Source organism: Citreicella sp. C3M06 (assembly GCF_018860705.1).
Taxonomy (GTDB): Bacteria; Pseudomonadota; Alphaproteobacteria; order Rhodobacterales; family Rhodobacteraceae; genus Salipiger.
The window spans coordinates 55,196-71,900 of the sequence record NZ_JAHKQA010000002.1 but is presented as its reverse complement, the minus strand read 5'-3'; the positions used below and the strand labels follow the sequence as shown (position 1 = coordinate 71,900).

At 64.5% G+C, this 16,705-nt stretch carries 18 protein-coding genes; 10 read left to right on the top strand and 8 right to left on the bottom strand.

From position 1 onward, the window contains the following. The first annotated feature begins 3 nt into the window (after positions 1-3). The 4 genes from KO516_RS00355 to KO516_RS00340 are packed head-to-tail and all read left to right on the top strand — an operon-like array spanning position 4 to position 3,439. The gene (locus KO516_RS00355) at positions 4-987 is read left to right on the top strand and encodes a branched-chain amino acid ABC transporter permease (protein WP_216001813.1); all 984 of its coding nucleotides are present in this window, start codon (positions 4-6) and stop codon (positions 985-987) included. Continuing rightward, positions 984-1,745, top strand: a complete 762-nt coding sequence (locus KO516_RS00350; RefSeq protein ID WP_216001812.1) for an ABC transporter ATP-binding protein — start codon at positions 984-986, stop codon at positions 1,743-1,745. Before KO516_RS00355 ends, KO516_RS00350 begins: the two co-directional genes overlap by 4 nt. After that, on the top strand, positions 1,738-2,451 hold the full coding sequence (locus KO516_RS00345) for an ABC transporter ATP-binding protein (RefSeq protein WP_252737326.1): 714 nt from the start codon (positions 1,738-1,740) through the stop codon (positions 2,449-2,451). Before KO516_RS00350 ends, KO516_RS00345 begins: the two co-directional genes overlap by 8 nt. 19 nt (positions 2,452-2,470) lie before the next feature. Next, a complete protein-coding gene (locus KO516_RS00340) occupies positions 2,471-3,439 on the top strand; it encodes a dipeptidase (RefSeq protein ID WP_216001810.1) in 969 nt (322 codons plus the stop codon). Positions 3,440-3,543: 104 nt separating this feature from the next. Here the strand turns inward: KO516_RS00340 and KO516_RS00335 are convergent, their stop codons facing one another. The 3 genes from KO516_RS00335 to KO516_RS00325 all read right to left on the bottom strand — a co-directional run bounded on the left by KO516_RS00335 (position 3,544) and on the right by KO516_RS00325 (position 6,666). Next, entirely contained in the window at positions 3,544-4,653 is a 1,110-nt protein-coding gene (locus KO516_RS00335) for an LLM class flavin-dependent oxidoreductase (protein ID WP_216001809.1), read from the bottom strand. Positions 4,654-4,841: 188 nt separating this feature from the next. Then, positions 4,842-6,158 carry a TRAP transporter large permease gene (locus tag KO516_RS00330; RefSeq protein WP_216001808.1) on the bottom strand — a complete coding sequence of 439 codons (1,317 nt, stop codon included), beginning with the start codon at positions 6,156-6,158 and terminating at the stop codon, positions 4,842-4,844. Between the two features lies 1 nt (position 6,159). Beyond that, positions 6,160-6,666, bottom strand: coding sequence for a TRAP transporter small permease (locus tag KO516_RS00325; RefSeq protein ID WP_216001807.1), 507 nt, complete (start codon positions 6,664-6,666; stop codon positions 6,160-6,162). 182 nt (positions 6,667-6,848) lie between these two features. Here KO516_RS00325 and KO516_RS00320 point away from each other — a divergent pair, with 182 nt between their 5' ends. The 3 genes from KO516_RS00320 (at position 6,849) to KO516_RS00310 (ending at position 9,610) form a co-directional block, all read left to right on the top strand. Further along, positions 6,849-7,928, top strand: a complete 1,080-nt coding sequence (locus KO516_RS00320) for a C4-dicarboxylate TRAP transporter substrate-binding protein (protein ID WP_216001806.1) — start codon at positions 6,849-6,851, stop codon at positions 7,926-7,928. A gap of 136 nt (positions 7,929-8,064) precedes the next feature. Then, on the top strand, positions 8,065-8,850 hold the full coding sequence (locus KO516_RS00315; RefSeq protein ID WP_216001805.1) for a hypothetical protein: 786 nt from the start codon (positions 8,065-8,067) through the stop codon (positions 8,848-8,850). Between the two features lie 97 nt (positions 8,851-8,947). Beyond that, positions 8,948-9,610 carry a TetR/AcrR family transcriptional regulator gene (locus KO516_RS00310; RefSeq protein ID WP_216001804.1) on the top strand — a complete coding sequence of 221 codons (663 nt, stop codon included), beginning with the start codon at positions 8,948-8,950 and terminating at the stop codon, positions 9,608-9,610. Positions 9,611-9,627: 17 nt separating this feature from the next. Here KO516_RS00310 and KO516_RS00305 read toward each other — a convergent pair whose 3' ends face one another. From KO516_RS00305 to KO516_RS00285, 5 genes are all read right to left on the bottom strand, one after another. Further along, positions 9,628-10,056, bottom strand: a complete 429-nt coding sequence (locus tag KO516_RS00305; RefSeq protein WP_216001803.1) for a cupin domain-containing protein — start codon at positions 10,054-10,056, stop codon at positions 9,628-9,630. Beyond that, positions 10,053-11,123, bottom strand: a complete 1,071-nt coding sequence (locus tag KO516_RS00300) for an Ldh family oxidoreductase (protein ID WP_216001802.1) — start codon at positions 11,121-11,123, stop codon at positions 10,053-10,055. The genes KO516_RS00305 and KO516_RS00300 overlap by 4 nt, the downstream gene beginning before the upstream one ends. A gap of 83 nt (positions 11,124-11,206) precedes the next feature. Further along, positions 11,207-11,938 (bottom strand): GntR family transcriptional regulator, encoded by a 732-nt coding sequence (locus KO516_RS00295; RefSeq protein ID WP_216001801.1) that lies wholly within the window; start codon positions 11,936-11,938, stop codon positions 11,207-11,209. 198 nt (positions 11,939-12,136) lie between these two features. After that, on the bottom strand, positions 12,137-12,925 hold the full coding sequence (locus KO516_RS00290) for a 3-keto-5-aminohexanoate cleavage protein (protein ID WP_216001800.1): 789 nt from the start codon (positions 12,923-12,925) through the stop codon (positions 12,137-12,139). Continuing rightward, positions 12,922-13,425: a flavin reductase family protein gene (locus tag KO516_RS00285; RefSeq protein WP_216001799.1), complete on the bottom strand. Its 504-nt coding sequence runs from the start codon at positions 13,423-13,425 to the stop codon at positions 12,922-12,924. The genes KO516_RS00290 and KO516_RS00285 overlap by 4 nt, the downstream gene beginning before the upstream one ends. 96 nt (positions 13,426-13,521) lie before the next feature. Between KO516_RS00285 and KO516_RS00280 the strand changes: the two genes are divergently transcribed. The 3 genes from KO516_RS00280 to KO516_RS00270 all read left to right on the top strand — a co-directional run bounded on the left by KO516_RS00280 (position 13,522) and on the right by KO516_RS00270 (position 16,505). Further along, a complete protein-coding gene (locus KO516_RS00280; RefSeq protein ID WP_216001798.1) occupies positions 13,522-14,490 on the top strand; it encodes a LysR family transcriptional regulator in 969 nt (322 codons plus the stop codon). A gap of 250 nt (positions 14,491-14,740) precedes the next feature. Beyond that, positions 14,741-15,523 carry an alpha/beta fold hydrolase gene (locus KO516_RS00275; RefSeq protein WP_216001797.1) on the top strand — a complete coding sequence of 261 codons (783 nt, stop codon included), beginning with the start codon at positions 14,741-14,743 and terminating at the stop codon, positions 15,521-15,523. Between the two features lie 97 nt (positions 15,524-15,620). Further along, positions 15,621-16,505, top strand: a complete 885-nt coding sequence (locus KO516_RS00270) for an AEC family transporter (protein ID WP_216001796.1) — start codon at positions 15,621-15,623, stop codon at positions 16,503-16,505. The last annotated feature ends 200 nt before the right edge of the window (positions 16,506-16,705 follow it).

Sequence of the window (16,705 nt, the reverse complement as noted above, 5' to 3'; positions counted from 1 at the left end):
ATCATGAGCCAGACCATGCCTTCTGCCCGCCAACGCCGCCTGCGCACATGGATCTTCTGGGCCGTGCCCGTGCTTTTGCTGCTGCTGCCGCTGGCCACCAATCCCTACACGCAGTTCATCGCCAACGGCATGCTGGTGTCGGTGCTGGTGACGCTTGGCTTTACGCTGACCATCGGCAACCTCGGGCAGCTTGCCTTTGCCAACACCGCCTTCTTTGGGATCGGGGCCTATGCCTCGGCCATTCTTGCCGCCAAGCTGGGGGTGCCGTGGCTGCTGACCATCCCGCTGGCTGGCGCCTTCGGGGCGCTTGGCGGCTTCCTTGCGTCCGCTGCGGCGCTGAGAGGCATCCGCAGCTATTACCTTGCCATCATTACGCTGGCTTTCGGGGAGCTCATGCGCTGGGGCTACACTCATTTCTCGCCCCTGACCGGCGGCACCGATGGCACGCCGATGCCGCGCGAAACGCTCTTCGGCATCTCGCTTACCGATGACACGCTGAAATTCTACGTCTTCCTCGGGGTGACGGTACTGCTGGTGAAGGGCACGCTGAACCTGCTGCGCTCGCGCTTTGGCCGGGCGGTCATGGCGGTACGCGAAAACGAGATCGCAACTGCATCGCTTGCTATTCCCACGTCGCGGGTGATCCTTGTGACCTTCATGTGGTCGGGTTTCGTGGTGGGCTGCGCCGGAGCGCTGTTCGCCCGCCATGTCGGGCATGTCTTTCCCGAAAGCTTTGGCATGCTGCACTTGATCGCCTCCTTTGCCATGGTGCTGGTCGGCGGCCTCGGCTCGGTGCTGGGCTCTGTGCTCGGGGCGGTGCTGCTGACGGCGCTGCCGGAATACCTGCGCGCCTTTCCGGGCATGGAAGAGCTGTTCTTTGGCCTGATCGTTGCCGGGGTTCTGGTGCTGATGCCGATGGGGCTTGCCTCGCTGCTGCGCCGCTTGTCGCCGATCTTTGTCGAACGTCACTACCGGGAGGCCCCATGACCCTGCTCGATGTAAACGGTCTGTCGGTCCGCTTTTCCGGGCTGACCGCGCTTGACGATGTGTCCTTCACCCTGATGCAGGGCAATGTCCGCGCTGTTATCGGCCCCAATGGCGCGGGAAAGTCGACGCTGTTCAACGCCATCTCGGGCTATGTCACGCCGACCAGCGGGACGGTATTTCTAAATGGGGCAGAGCTGACGCAGCTTTCCCCGCACGAGATCGCCGAACAGGGCGTGCGCCGCACCTTTCAGAACGGCGGGCTGTTCCCGGCGCTCACGGTGCTGGAAAACGTGCTGACGGGTCTGCATGCGCAGACCGAAGGCTCGTTTCTCGACATTCTTCTGGGGCGCAGCGCCGCGCTGAAATCCGAGGCGGACAACATCCACCGCGCCCGCGAGTTGCTCAAGCTTATGTCGATGGAGCATATGGCCGACACCCGCGCCGGGGACCTTTCGGGCGGGCAGCAACGGATTGTCGAGATCGTGCGCACCGTCGCCTCGGACCCGCCGGTGCTGCTGCTGGACGAACCCGCCGTGGGCCTGTCGCCGGTGGCGCGCGATCAGATGATGGAGATCATCCGCCGCCTCGCCGGAGAAAAGGGCGTGGGCATCCTGCTGATCGAACACGCGGTGGAACTGGTGATGGCCGCCGCCGACCGCATCCTCGTGATGGCGGCGGGCGCGCGCATCGCCGAAGGCACCCCGGATGAGATCCGCGAAGACCGCGCCGTGCTGGAGGCCTACCTTGGACATGCCTGAACCGCTTCTGAAAATCCGTGATCTGCACGTGGGCTACGGCAAGAAACCGATCCTGCGCGGCGCAAGCTACGATGTGCACCCTGGCGAATGCCTGACGCTGCTGGGGGCGAACGGGTCGGGCAAATCGACCTCGCTCAACGCCGTCTGCGGCTTCGTGACGCCGACCTCGGGGTCGGTGATGCTGGACGGGATCGAGACCGCCGGCCTGCCGCCGCACAAGATCTTTGCCCATGGCATCGCGCAGGTCAGCCAGGCGCGGGATCTGTTCCCGGACCTGTCGGTCGAAGACAACCTGCGGCTTGGCGCCATGCGCCGGGGCGGCAAGCAGCAGGCGCAAACCCTGTCCGACATCTACGAGCGCTTCCCGCGCCTGAAAGAGCGCCGCCGTCAGGCCACGCGCACCCTGTCGGGCGGCGAACAGCAGATGGTCGCCATTGGCCGGGCGCTGATGTCCCGCCCGCGTCTCTTGCTGCTCGACGAGCCGTCTGGGGGCCTGTCGCCGCAGTTCTGCGAAGAGATCGCCCAGATCATCGACCGGCTCAAGAGTGAAGGGGTGACGCTGCTCATGGTCGAGCAGAACCTCAACCTCGCCTTTCGCGCCGCCGACCGCTTCATCGTCCTGCGCGACGGGCAGGTGGTCGATGGCGGCGACGTCCGCGCCATGGCGGGCGATCACGACGCCATCGTGCGCAATATCTATCTCTGACCTTGAAGGACCTGAACACATGACCACGCTGCACGACGATCTCATCGTCTTTGACGGTCTCATCATCTCGGACTGGGGCCGTCCGGTGTTCGAAAGCATGTCGGCCGGCGGGCTGACGGCGGCCAACTGTACCTGCTCGGTCTGGGAGGGGTTCCGTGACACGATGTTGAACATCGGCGCGTGGAACCGCCAGTTCCAGCAGCATGGCGACCTGATCGTCAAGGCGCGCAGCACCGCCGACATCCGCGCCGCCAAGGCGGCAGGCAAGACCGGCATCGTGCTCGGCTTCCAGAACACCACCGCCTTCGAAGACCGGCTCGAGTTCATCGAACTGTTCAAGGAGCAGGGCGTCGGCATCGTGCAGATGACCTACAACACCCAGAACCTCGTCGGGTCGGGCTGCTACGAGAGCACCGACAGCGGTCTGTCGGATTTCGGCCACGAGGTGGTGGCCGAGATGAACCGGGTCGGGATGCTTTGCGATCTCAGCCACGTCGGGCCGAAGACCTCGCGCGACGTGATCCTCGCGTCAAAGAAGCCGGTGGCCTATTCCCACTGCCTGCCCGCCGGTCTCAAGGCGCATCCGCGCAACAAATCCGACGAGCAGCTGCGGTTCATCGCCGAGCATGACGGCTTTGTCGGGGTGACCATGTTCCCGCCGTTTCTTGCCGCTGGCAACGGCGCGACGGTGGATGATTACGTCGCCGCCATCGATTATATCGTGAACCTCGTGGGCGAGGAGCGGGTGGGTTTTGGCACCGATTTCACCATGGGATACGGCGCGAAGTTCTTCGAATACCTCAACCGCGACAAGGGCTATGCCCGTCAGCTGACCGAGATCTGGCAGGTCGAATTTCCCGACGGGCTGGAAAGCATCGCCGATTTCCCCAACCTGACCGCAGCGATGCAACGCGCGGGCTGGTCCGAAACCAAGATCCGCCGGGTGATGGGCGAAAACTGGCTGAGCCTGCTCGATCGCGTCTGGTAGGGCAGGGGGCTTTTGCGCCAACCCCTCCGCTGCCGTTCGCGGCTGGGCAACGCACAAGCCAGCGCAGGAAGGCCCGCGGCATGGCATCGCCGCGGGCCATTGCCTTAGGCGGCGGCGGTGATCGGCTCGCTCTTGGTCGCGTCCGTCAGCAGCGGCATGACCTTTTCCGCCATGAGCACCATGCTCTTGCGGCCAAGGTCGTAATCCGTCCAGTCGTGGCCAGCGTAGACCAGATGCTTGAACGGCCCGGTCACCTCGCGCAGGGCAAGGATCTGGTCGGCCACCGATTGCGCATCGCCGTGGATCACCAGCCGGTCCAGAACGTATTCCAGCGTGACGTCGTCATCCGGCATGTTCTGGTCTTCCTTGAACAGGTTGAGCCTGCCCCCGGCGCGCATCTTGGTCAGCAGCTGGCTGTAATACAGCACGTAGGGGCTTCCCGGATCGCGAGCATAGGCGCGCGCGGTTTCCATGTCGTCGGCGACGCAGATGTTCTTGGCCACGCGCCAGTCGTTGTAATCGGGCACGATGCCGGCCTTTTCACAGCCCTCGACGAATTTCGGCCAATGGGTCGCCGCCCATTTGGGCAGCAGGAAGTTCGCCGAGATCGGCTGCCAGCCACGTTCCGCCATGGCGCTGACGCCCTTGGAAAACGGCGCCACGGCGGTGCCGATGATCGGCGGGTGCGGGTCCTGATAGGGCTTCATGATGTCGCCCTGCCCGATGTTGCGCATCATGGTGCGTTCGGTCGTCACCTCCCAGAACTCGCCCTTGAGATTGTAGGGCGCTTCCCCGGCCCAGATATCCAGCACCATGTTGATGCATTCGACGAACATCGCGTTGCGATCCTTGTCCATGCTGCCGAACACCTCGGCGTCCGACATCAGCCCGCCGGGCGAGATGCCGAAATTCAGCCGCCCTTCCAGCATGTGATCCAGCATCGCAACCTCGGCGGCGACGCGCGCAGGGTGCGAATTGGGCATGTTCACCGTGCCGGTGCCAAGACGGATATTTTTGGTTTCATAGGCAAGGCTGGCGAGGAACGCCACGCAAGAGGTGATGATCTCGGCCTGATCGGTGGTGTGTTCGCCGCAATAGGCTTCGGCAAATCCCAGTTTGTCGGCCAGAATGAACGCCTCGCGATCCTCGGCCAGACTTTGGGCATAGGGCTTGCCCAGCGGGTGGATCGGCATCGTAAAGAATGACAGTTTCATTTGGCTCCTCCTTGGGTGTTCCAACAGTGATGAAGGACTGGAGGCAGCAGAAAAATCTAAAAGATCTGAAGTCTTCCATCTGGTTTTCAGATGGCCTGCCCGCGCCGCGCCAAGACCCGCGCAGCGCAACAGCGCCGGTGCCCACTCAAGGGCACCGGCGCCTGTGCGGCCGTGCCGCAGGCCCGGCGTTACATCAGGTTGTAGGGCAGCCAGGTGCTCAGCGCCGGGAACAGCAGCACAAGGATCGCAACGCCGAGGATCAGGATCCAGAACGGCACCGAACCGCGAAAGATGTCGCCAAGCGCGATGTCATCCCCCGGTGCTGCGGCTTTCACCGTGAACACGAGGATGCCGAAGGGCGGCGTCAGCAGCCCCGCCTCGATCACCAGAATGCCGAAGATCGCAAAGGCCAGCGGATCAATTCCCAGCGAGGTGGCCACCGGTGCAAAGATCGGCACCGTCAGCAGGATGATCGATGTCGAATCGATGAACATGCCCAGCAGGATCCAGACGCCAAAGATGATCGCCACGACCACCGCCGGCGATTCGCTGATCGAGAACATCAGATCGCCGATCACCTGCGTCGCCCCGCCCATCGCCAGAAAGCGCGAATACATCGAGGCGGTCACCAGCAGGATCAGGATCGGTGCGGTGGTGCGCCCGGCGTTGTAGATGGCCTCGGTGATGTCCTTGCGGGTCATGCCCTTGGCGATGCCCAGCAACAGGGCCCCGATGGTGCCGAACCCGGCCGCCTCGGTCGGGGTCAGCAGGCCGCCCCAGATGCCGCCGATCACCAGCGCGATCAGCCCAAGGATCGACAGCCCGCCCAGCATCTGTCGCCGCAGCGCGGCGGAATCGCCTGCACCGGCCACGGGGGCGGCCTGCATCGGCGCGCAGTCGGGGTTGCGGATCGCGTAGAACACGCAGTAGCCGCAGAAACCCAGCGCCAAAAGCAGCCCCGGCGCCAGCCCGGCGATGAACAGCGCCCCGATGGATTGCTCGGTCAGCACCGCCCAGACGATCATCAGGATCGACGGCGGGATCAGCATCCCGAGGCAGGCGCTGCCCGCGACCGTGCCCAGCGAGAAGCGCTTGGAATACCCCAGCGCGATCATCTCGGGATAGGCGATGCGCGAAAACGTCGCCGCGGCGGCAATAGACACGCCGGTGATCGCGGCAAAGATGGCGTTGCCCATCACGGTCGCGACGCCAAGGCAGCCGGGCAGGCGGCGAAACGCGCGGTTGCACAGGCTGTAAAGATCGCTGGCCGATCCCGACCGGCTGACGAAATCGCCCATCAGCACGAACAGCGGGATGATGATGAAGATATCCTTGCGCAGCGCTTCGTAGGCGGTGGAACTCAGGATCGACAGGGCAATGTCGAGGCTGCCGAGCATCCAGTAGACCCCGACAAAGCTGACCGAACCCAGCGCCACCGCCAGCGGCACGCCCATCAGGATGAACAGCATCAAGAGGCCGAGGACCCCGAAAATCATCAATGTCATGTCAGTTCCGCACGGTTGAGTAGGGGGTGTCTTCGCCGCCGCCGCGCAGATCGGCGATCATCGTCGACAGATAGGCAAGGGCGGCAAGCGCGCTGGTGACGATCAGCAGGAACCGCACCGGCCATGTGTAGATGCGCATCGCGCCTTCGCCTTCGTATTCACCAAGGCGGACCGCGGCAAAGGCGGCAGGCAGCGAGGCATAGGCGATGGCCGCGAACAGCAGCGCGCCGAGCGTCCAGGCGAAACAGCGCATCATCATCCGGCTGCGTGGCCCCAGCGCATCCACCAGCGCCGTCGTGCGCAGCATCGATCCGGTGAGAATCGCCAGCGGCAATTGCAGGAAGGTCACCGCGATGACAGAGTTCTGCAAGATTTCCTTGGTGCCCGCGATGGGGTGCAGGAACAGCGTGCGCCCGACCACATCCGCGATGATCAGCAACGCCAGAAGAAACACCCAGCCCGCCGACAGTATATGCGCCCAGCGAGCGACGGCTGTCTGAAATTTCATTTTTTCCTCCACCTTCGATATCGGGCAGAGCCTATGGTCAGGGACGCCTCGCCACAAGATTTTTGTTTATCACTCGATAAATTAGTGTAACACTCCTGCAAGGCGCGGGGCAGGCGGCGGGTGCATATCCCGCCAGACGGTCCGGCCAATCGCGCCACGGATCGAAGGGGAGGAGAATTTTCATGCGCTTCACACACAGGCATTCGACGGCTGTCGTCGGCACCGCACTGGCGCTTACATGCGCGGCATCGGCGGCGCAGGCCGACAGTTTCACATTCCGCATCGGCTCGGGTCACCCCAAGGGGCCAGCGCCCTACGTGACCACGATGTCGGATTTCTTCGTCACCGAGGTCAAACGTCGCGCCGCCGAAGAGACCGAGCACAAGGTCAATTTCATCGAATCCTACGGGGGCGGCATCGCGGGCGTGTCCGAAACGCTTGAGGCGGTGCAGACCGGCCTGCTGGATTTTGGCGGCTATTGCGTGTGCTTCGAGCCGTCGAACCTGTACCTGCACAATTTCCCGTATTTCGAACCGTTCGGCCCGCAGGCAACATCGGATGCGATTTCGGCGGTGCGGGTGGTCTATGACAAGAACCCATGGCTGTCGGAACAGTTCGAAAAGGAATTCGGTCAGGTGCTGCTGGGCCTCGGCGCATGGGACAATTACCATCTGGGCACTGTCGATGAATGGAAAACGGTCGAGGATCTCAAGGGGGTCAAGATCGGCGGCGCGGGTCCGAACCTGCCGTGGCTGGAATACGCCGGAGCGGTGCCGGTGCAATCCAGCTTGCCCGAAGGCTACATGGCAATGAAGACCGGCGTTTACGACGGCTGGCTGATGACCCCGGCGGGCTACAATGGCTTCAAGTATTACGAACCGGCGCCCTATTACACGCTGATCGGATATGGCGCGATGCCGGTGGTGGTGATGACCGCTAACCAGCGCAAGATGGAGGCGCTGCCCGACGATCTGCGCGTCATCATCGAAGAGGTGGGCCGGGCCTGGGAAGCCAGCAATGGCAAGGCGATGGATGACAGTCAGGCTGCGGGGCTGGCGGCGCTGCGCGAAAACGGCGCGATCATCAACGAGTTGCCCGAGGACGTGCGCGCACAATGGGCCAGCAGCCTATCGGAGCTGCCGCGCAAAAGCGCCGCCGAGGCGGATTCGCGCGGGATGCCCGGAACCAAGGTATTGCAGGATTTCATCGATGCGGCGCGCGATGGCGGGCATCACTGGCCGGTGGAATACGTCCTGAACTGACGCAGGCACGACGCGGAGGGTATCAGGTTTCCTGATGCCTTTCGTCTGCAGATGTCATTTCAAAAGCGCACTGCCCTGCCCGTATCATCACGGGCAGGGGCCGCGCCGGGGCCCTCGCCTTTGGGAGGAGGCCGCAATGAAACTGGGATACCTGTTCGTTCCGCCCGAACATCACCGCTCTGAACGCTTCGGAGCCCAAGATTGCGGACGCTCAAGCGTCGCCCGTGCGCTTGGGTTTTCGGAATTCTATGTCCCGGTGGCGGGTTCGGAAACCCGCCGCAGCGGCCCGCGCGGACCAGAGGGCGAAGCCTGTCTCGAACTGCGCAGCACCGCCATCTGCCCGCCCGGGCTTCGCCTCGCCAGCACGCGCGGAGTGACCCAGAGCACTGGCGAAACCGACCAGGGCGTCTTTGTTTCTCCGCAGATTCAGGCCGCGCAAACGATTGCCGCAGGCCCACGCCGGGCCCCGTTTTCCGTCAGTTGGGCCGATACCGAAACCCTGTCGCGGCACTGGAGCGCCCATGTCACCGGCTGCACACGGGCCGGTCGCTGTGCCCATCCCGGCGACTGGCGTGTGGCGCGCTCGGTGCTGATCGCTGACGATGCCGCCACGGCCCGCGACATGGTGATGGCGCCCGCCAGCCCCTGTCGGAGCTATTTTCGCGACATTCTGGGCCCAGACGCCCGCAAGGCCCGCATCGACGAGGCGATCGACGCTTGTGTGCTTTACGGCGATCCGGGCGCGGTTGCCGACAAGCTGTTGCAGATCACCCGCGCCACGGCGGTGTTTGGCACGTTGGTGCTGGCCGATCACCCTTGGGCTGATGTCGCGCGGGCGCTGCGCTCGATGATCCTGCTCGAAGATGTGATCCAGCAGTGTTTCGGGTATTCCGACCGTCAGATGGTGTCAGGCTGGCAGTGACGGCATCGCGTCTTTATTGATCAGTCGATAATCAATGACATTGATTGCCGGGCGCGCTATCTGGTAAGGCAGGTATATCCCACCTGCCGGAGTTCAAGTGCCCAAAGGACAGCAAAGCCAGCGCGACAAGGGCGCCGCCCCGGTTCGCAAACGGTTGTCGCCAGCGGCGCGGCGGGCCGAGATCGTGCAAGCTGCGGTTGATCTGTTTGCCGAAACGGGTTTCGATGGCAGCACCCGCGAGGTTGCGCGCCGGGCTGGGATCACCCAGCCGCTGCTCTATCGCTACTTTCCCGACAAACAAAGCCTGATCGAAGCCGCCTACAGCCGGGTGTTTCTCGAAACCTGGGACCCGGCCTGGGATGCGCTGCTGCAAGATCGCAGCCGCCCGGTGGTGGACCGGTTCCAGTCCTTCTACGAGGCTTATACCGAGATCGTCTTTCAGCCGGTTTGGCTGCGGCTATGGTATTACGCCCTGCTGCGCGATGCGCAGGTACATGCGTGGTATCGCGAGGTTGTGCAGGAGCAGATCCTCAAGCCGATGGTGCGCGAACGCCGGGCTGAACTGGGGCAGGGGGATGCCTTTGCGGTCACCGTCGACGAGCTCGACGTGCCGTGGCTGCTGCACGGGGGACTGTTGAACCACGGACTGCGCCAGCTCGCGGGGCAGGCGGGCAACCGGGGCGACAGCCCTGATCGCCCGGCCGTCATCCGCAAGGCGCTGAACCTGTTCCTTCAGCAATCCGCGCCAGACGCCGGGTAACTGGCGCGGCGGACCGATCAGCTGCGCGGCTGCGCCAGATCGCTCTCGGACAGGTGTTCCACGGTTTCCCCGGATGCAGCAAAGGTCCGGGTGACCTTGCCCGCGTCATAGACGAACAGCATCAGCACCGGCAGATCACCGACGTTGTGAAAGCAATGCACGGTATCCTTGGGGATGAACGCCACCTCCATCGGGCCTATGGGGTGGCGGGCGCCGTTGAATTCGGCCTCGGCCTGCCCCTGCAGGATGATGATCTGCTCGTCGCAATTGTGGCTGTGCATCTGCACCGAGCGCCCCACCGGAAGCGTCGTGGTGCCGGTTGTCACCCCCGCCGCGCAGCGGCTTTCGGAACAGAACAGCCGGGTCGTCACCCCGTTGCCGCGATCATGGGCGGGAATGTCTGGGGTGTTGAAGATGCGAGGGGTCTTGGTTGGCGTCGTCGTCATGTCCATGTCTCCAATGCGGGCAGGCTCGCGTCTTGCGCGACCCGGTTCAGCGCGCTCACCAGCACCGGCGGGCAGGGGATGCCGGCGGCGCTGCGCTCGCGGTGCAGCGCCAGCGCCCGGTCGCCGGGCAGCCGGATGCCATCGAACCCGGGGCGCAGGGCCGATTCCGTCAGCTCTTGGCGCAACAGATCGACCTGCTGCTTGAACAGCTCCACCGCCCCCAGCGCCGCAAGATCGATCACGAGGATCGACTGGCCGGTGTTGGTGGGCGTGGTGTCATCGGCGTTGAAATCGATCAGGTTGCGCCCCAGCGCCGCGCCGTTCAGCGTGCCCGCCAGCAGCCCGATCATGAGTGCCAGCCCATAGCCCTTGGGCCCGCCAATGGGCAGCAAGCTGCCCTCGGAGGCGCGGGTGGGATCGGTCAGCGGCGCGCCTTGCGCGTCGATCATCCAGTCGGCAGGCATGGTCTGCCCAAGCGCGGCGGCCATCTTGACCTTGCCATAGGCGGCGTTGGTGGTCGCCATGTCCAAAAGCACCGGCCCGCCCTTGCCCCCCGGCACGCCGATGGCGATGGGGTTGGTCGACAACAGCGATTCAGTGCCGCCCCATGGGGCCATGTGGTTGGCGCTGCCGACGGCCATGTAGATGCCGATCATGTCCTGCGCGACGGGGCGCATGGCCCAGACGCCGGCGGCGCCCGCGTGGTTTGAATCGTGGCAGCCGACCCATGAGACTCCATGCTCGCGCGCCCGCATGATCGCCTCGTCGACGCAGCGCCGCACCACGAGATGCCCCATGGCGCCGTCGCCGTTGACGCGGGCCAGCCCTCCCTTGCTTTTGTCGACGCGGATGCTGGGCGTGCGGGTGTACCCCCCCGCCCTGAGCCTGTCGATATAGCGCGGCAGGCGGAACAGCCCGTGGGCATCGGCGCCGTGCAGATCGGCCTCGATCATCATTTCGGCGACGGTATCGGCATCGGCGGCGGGCAGCCCGTGATGGGCCAGCGCCTGCGCCGCGAAGCGCTGCAAGGTGGCTACGGGCAGGCGAAGCGCATCGGAATCGGGCATGGTATCCACTCGGTCTGTCTGAATCTTATAACTCTTATATAAGACTGCTTGCGCGGGCAGGTCAATTGCTCCTCAGCATCAGATCAGGGGCGGCGGATCAGGTAATCATGCGAAGTGGTTTGGCACAGGCTGCGCCGCCATTCGATCGGCGCGCCCGTCACGCCAAAGGCGATGCGCTCGATCTCGAGCAGCGGCGCCCCCGGAGCGATCTGCAACAGCGCGGCATCCTCGGCGCTGGCGGCAGCGGCGCGCAGCCGCTCTTCGGCGGTGGTGACGGTCTGGCCATAGGCGTTCTCATAGTGGCGGAACAGGTGGGGCGGCAGGGGGGCATCCTCGCCCAGCCCCGGCAGCGCGGCGTCGGACACCACGATGCGTTCGACGATGGTCGGCGCGCCGCGCAGCAACCGCACCCGCAGCAGGCGTCGCACCCGGGCACCCGGGGCGAGCGACAGGCGCTCGGTTTCCAGCGGGGTCGCCTCGGCGGTCTGGTTCGACACAAGCTGCGCGGCGGCCATTTCATGCGTGCCGTCATGGCCCACAAGGTTGAAGAACAGGAACAGCGCCTTGCGGTCGTCGATCTCGGGCACAAAGGTGCCAAGCCCCTGACGGCGCAACAGCAGCCCCTCGTCGACCAGCCCATTCAGCGCGCGGCGCACCGTGCCTTGGCTGACGCCCAGTTCGGCGGCCAGCTTCATCTCGCTGGGGATCATCGTGCCGGGGGGGTAGCTGCGGTCAAGCAAGCGGCGGCGCAGCGTGCTGTCGACCATTTCATACAGCGGCACGGGTTTGCCGACGGCGCGGCCACGCGGCGCCATCAGTCGGCTTTCAGGGTCGGGTTGGCGGATCGGCGGCGCATGGGCAAGCTCCGTGGCATGGGGTGGCGCGCTTGTGTAGCCTGTGGATCGCCATGGTGCAATTTTCCCTCAAACCAAACCAAACGAAACGCCGCGCGCATTGGGGTGCGCGCGGCGTTCGCCTTTCCGGAGGGGGAGGAAGCCCGGAGAAGAGGGGCGTCAGGACAGCGCCGATGCGGGCTGCGGCAGCGCGGCATTCACCTCGCGCACCCGTTCGGCATTGTCGGCGGCGCGGCTGCCATCAGCGTTTTGCAGCGAATTCTCGAAGCCGACCCGTGCCTTGCCACCGGCGCGCGCCGCTTCGACAAGGCTGGCGGTCTCATCCGCGCCAAAGCTGCACAGCATCCAATCAAAACTGTGATCGCTGGCGCGCGTCATTTCGGCGAGGTAGTCCGCCAGCGGCAGCGCGCCGTCGGCACCATCGGCATAGGTGCCGCGCACCAGCTGCACCAGATGATGCCGGCCCGGAATCCGGCCACTGTTCAGCGCGATGACAAAGCCCTGCACCTCTTGCGGAGAATAGAGGATGTGCTGGATCTCGACCCCGGCATCGGCGGCCCAGTGATAGAACTCGCGGGCGGCAGGCCAGTCTTCGGGCTGGCGGACCATCTCGCGCAGGGCGACCGACACGTAGCGCGGTTTTAGCTGGCGGACCATCGCGCGCTGCGCCTGCGCGTCATAGCGCCCCGCCGCTTCAGAGGTGACCTGGAGGTAGGCGTCCGGGAATTCGGCCTCGAGCCGGTCAAGCAGCGCGCGATAGCGCGGCGCATCGAGCAGATGCACGCCATTGGCATCGCGCAGATGCAGATGCGCGCCATCGGCACCGGCGGCGATACAGTCGCGGGTCACAGCCACCAGCTCGTCATCGGTGATAGGCAGGGCGGGGTGGTCGGCTTTGGTGCGCCGCGCCCCGTTGGGGGCGACCATGAGACGGGGCAGCGGCCTCATGCGAGCGCACCCAGCTGTGCGAATTTCCCGCGGTGGAACAGCAGCGGCGCCACATCCTGATGATCGACGCGCAGCACCCGCCCGATAAAGATTTCATGGTCACCGCTGATGATCCGCTGTTCGGTGCGGCATTCCAGCGTCGCCAGCGCGCTGCGCAGCACCGGCACGCCGTAATGGCCCGCCCACCAGTCCACATCGGCGAACTTGTCGTCGGACGGGGTGCAAAAGCGCATGGTTTCGTCCTTGGATTCAGCGCCCATGATGTTGACCGCAAAGCCTTCGTGCTTGCAGAACGCATCGCGCGACGGGGAATTGAGCCCGATGCTCCAGAGAATTTGTGGCGGGTCCAGCGACACCGACGAGAAGGAGTTGACCACCAGCCCCACCGGTTTGTCATCCTCCCCGATCGAGGTGACGACGGTCACGCCGGTCGCAAAGCAGCCAAAGACATCACGCAGCAGGCGGCCGTCCAAAGGTTCAAGAAGTGTGTCGTCTGACATGTGTCATCCTTTCCTGTTCGTCGTTGTTCACAGGATATGGCGGGTTGAACCATCAGGACAATTAATCTTAGGCTGTAGAAGGTAGAAGAAAATTGGATGGCTCGAATGAAGCTTCAGCAGTTGCGATACTTTGTTGCCGTTTATGAACAAGGCTCGTTCTCCGCCGCCGCGGAAAAGGTCAACGCCACGCAATCGGGCCTGTCGATGCATGTGGGCCAGATCGAAAAGCGCTACGGCGTCAACCTGTTCACCCGCAGCTCGTCCGGGGTGAGCCCGACCGAGGCGGGCCGGTCCTTCTACCGCGAGGCGGTCAAGGTGCTTGCCGCCGCTTACCATGCCGAAGACCGCATCCGCTCGCTGTCGAAATCGGTGACGGGGCATATCCGCATCGGCCTGATGCCGACCTTTACCCGCGCCGTGCTGACACCGGCCCTGCTGCGGTTTTCCGCCGCCTTTCCCGAGGTACGCCTGTCGATCTCCGAGGCCTATTCCGGCGCGCTGGCCAATGATGTTAGCGAGGGGCGGCTGGATTTCGCCGTGGTTCCCGGCTCGTTCGACATGGGCCAGATGCTCGAGGTCACGCCGATGGGGCAGGATCGCGAATGCCTTGTGTGCAGTGCAGAGCGCGACTTGCCCGTTGGCCCCGAAGGGGTGCGGCTGGCGGACCTGCCGGCGCAGAAGCTGGTGCTGCCGGGGCATGGCAACGCCCGCCGCCACCGCATCGAAAGCTATCTGAACCAGAACAAGATCGAGGTGCGCGAACGGCTGGAGCTCGACACCATGCATGGCACGCTGGCTCTAGTTGCCGAATCAGACTGGATCTCGATCCTGCCGGGAATCCTGTGCCTGCCGGATCTGGACGGGGGACGGCGGCGGGTCGTGCCGCTGGCCGATCCGCCAATGGAGGTCGATTACCTGCGGATAGAACACGCCTCGCGCCCGCTGAGCCAGGGCGCCGAAGGCTTTGCGGATATCCTGCAGGCGGAGCTGACCAGCGCCCTGTCGATCGTCCCGATGAGCCGTTACGGCCCCGACGCCGATCACGGCGACAGGGCGCTGGCCTGACAGGGCGCACAACTTGAGGCAGGTATCAACCATTCTGATAGATACCGCTATCTTTAATCATTTCTTTCGCAGGCATCCCGAGGGTAGCCTTTGTCAGGGGGAGGCGCTGGCATTGGTGCTAACTCACTTGCCTGGTTCAGGTTTGTGAGAAAGCCGATGCCGCTTTGGCATGTCGCCGGGCGGATCCGCTTTCCCATCATGACACAGGTTCTGGCCGATGCGGCCGGGGCCCAAGACCACGGGAATGCGCATGACTGCTATCACTCTTCACTCGTCCGTTCACGGACCCTCCGACGCGCCGGTGCTGCTGCTGCTCAACAGCCTTGGCGCCACGGAAGCCATGTGGCAGGGCCAGCTTGGGCTGCTCAGCGCCCATTACCGCGTCATCACCTGCGACACGCGCGGCCACGGCCAGAGCCCGGCGCCGGAAGGCCCCTACCAGTTTGCCGATTTCGTCGCCGATGCGATTGGCGTGCTGGATGCGCATGGGGTGGAAAAAGCGTCGGTGATGGGGCTCTCGCTTGGCGGCATGACGGCGCTGGGGCTTGGGCTGCACCACCCGGACCGGATCGAGCGTATCGTCTGCTGCGCCGCGCGCGCCGATGCGCCGCCGCCCTTCGTGCAAAGCTGGCATGACCGGCTGGCCAAGCTTGACGCTGGCGGGGTCGAGGCCGTGTGGGAAGGCACCGTCGGCTTCTGGCTCAGCGACGAGACCCGCGCCAACCATCCCGACCGCGAGGCGGCACTGCGCGACAGCTTCCTGCGCACCTCGGCGACGGGCTATCGCGGCTGCGCCCATGCGCTGATGCAGCTCGATTACCTGCGCCATCTGGGACAGATGAGCGTGCCCGCGCTGTTCGTCTCTGGCGAACATGATGGCGGCGCCACGCCGGCCACGATGGAAGCCATGGCGGCGGCCTGCCCGGGGGCGGAGTACACCTGCGTCACAGGGGCCAAGCATGTGATCAACGTCGACCGGCCGCAGGAATTCATGCTCGCGATCAGTGGCTTCTTCGGTCTGGACGCGGAGTGATCGCGATGCGCCTTTGCCGATCCGACGCGATGGTTGATGCCGCGCCGGATCGCCTTTGGGCGCAAAAGGCAGGCGGGCGTGTCACTTGATCGGGCAGATGCTGCAGATCCTCGGGCCGGTCGGTATTCTCGTGCTGATCGGCTACGCGATGGGGCGCGGGGCGGGCGGGCTCGATACCCGCACGCTCAGCACCGTCGTGGTGCTGGTGGCGGCGCCCGCGCTGATCTTCAGCAGCCTGACCTCGTTGCAGCTGGACCCTTCGGCGGTGCTGGGAATGTCCGGCGCGGCAGCGGTGTGCCTTGCGATTTCGGCGGCACTGTCGGCGGCGATCCTGCTGCTGGCGGGCGGATCTTTGCGCAGCTTTCTGCCGGCGCTGATGATGCCCAATTCGGGCAACATGGGGCTGCCGTTGGTGCTGCTGACCTTCGGCGAGGCGGGCGGAGAGTTGGCGGTTGCCTATTTCGTCGTCGTCGCGCTGGCGCAACACTCCATCGGCATGGCGATCTATGCGGGCAGTTTTCGGCTGGGCGTCTTGCTGCGCCAGCCGCTGATCTACGCGGTGATCGCGGTGGTGGTCGTTCTGGTGACAGGGGTCGAGGTGCCAGTCGTGCTGGCCCGCACCGCCGAGATGACCGGCGGCATGATGGTTCCGGCGATGCTGCTGCTGTTGGGCACATCGCTGGCACGGCTGCGGGTCGCCGACCTGCGTTCGGCGCTGATCCTTGCCGTAGGCAGGCTGGGGGTCGGGCTGGTGTCGGCGATCTGCGTGATCTGGCTGCTTGGGTTGCAGGGGGTTCCGGCAGGGGTCGTGTTCCTGATGGCGACGATGCCGACGGCGATCGTGATCCATGTGTTCGCGGAACGTTTTGGGCGCGATCCCGAACGGGTGGTCGGTGTGGTGGTGGTGTCGACGCTGCTGACCTTCGCCTGTCTGCCAGTGTTGACCTGGATCGCGTTGACGCTTGCGGGGAGGGGGCCGTGATGGTGATCACGATCACAAAAATTGGTCAACCAAATGGGTTGGATGTTGTAGAGGGAATGGAAATTAATAGCCTGATATAAAAGGATAAAAATAATGATCAACAGGGTTGGTTCATTTTGGTTGTGAACTGAGAATGGCTGACCAAAGTTGATCAGGCCGGTGACGGACCAAGCGGTCCTTAGCAGGCTGCGCGGATTGGA